This window comes from Pseudomonas sp. FIP_A4, from assembly GCF_036701605.1.
Taxonomy (GTDB): Bacteria; Pseudomonadota; Gammaproteobacteria; order Pseudomonadales; family Pseudomonadaceae; genus Stutzerimonas; species Stutzerimonas phenolilytica.
On sequence record NZ_JAYDXP010000041.1, the window covers coordinates 1 to 322 of the forward strand.

Annotated in this window: 1 pseudogene; it reads right to left on the reverse strand. The window is 68.9% G+C overall.

The window, feature by feature from the left end:
• A pseudogene (locus U8L64_RS00290) lies at nt 1–322 on the reverse strand (NAD(P)(+) transhydrogenase (Re/Si-specific) subunit alpha); the annotation flags it as partial.

The following is a 322-nucleotide window of genomic DNA, read 5'->3' on the forward strand; positions in this document are numbered from 1 at the left end:
CACGCGCGCGGCCTTCACCGTACCGGCAGCGGTCATCAGCATCGGCATGAAGCGCGGGTAGTGATGGGCGCCGAGCAGCACCGCCTTGTAGCCGGCGATGTTGGCCTGCGACGAGAGCACGTCCAGGCTCTGCGCGCGCGCGAAGTGCGCGGCGCGGCTTCCAGCGCGAAGGCGGTGATGCCGCGCGCGGCCATGCGCGCGATGCAGTCATTGTCGAACGGGTTGAGCATGCCCAGCAGCACGCTGCCGGACTGCACCCTGCGCAGGTCTTTCACGTTATCCGTGGCCGCCATGACCCTGCGCCAGCGCCTCGAAAACCTGC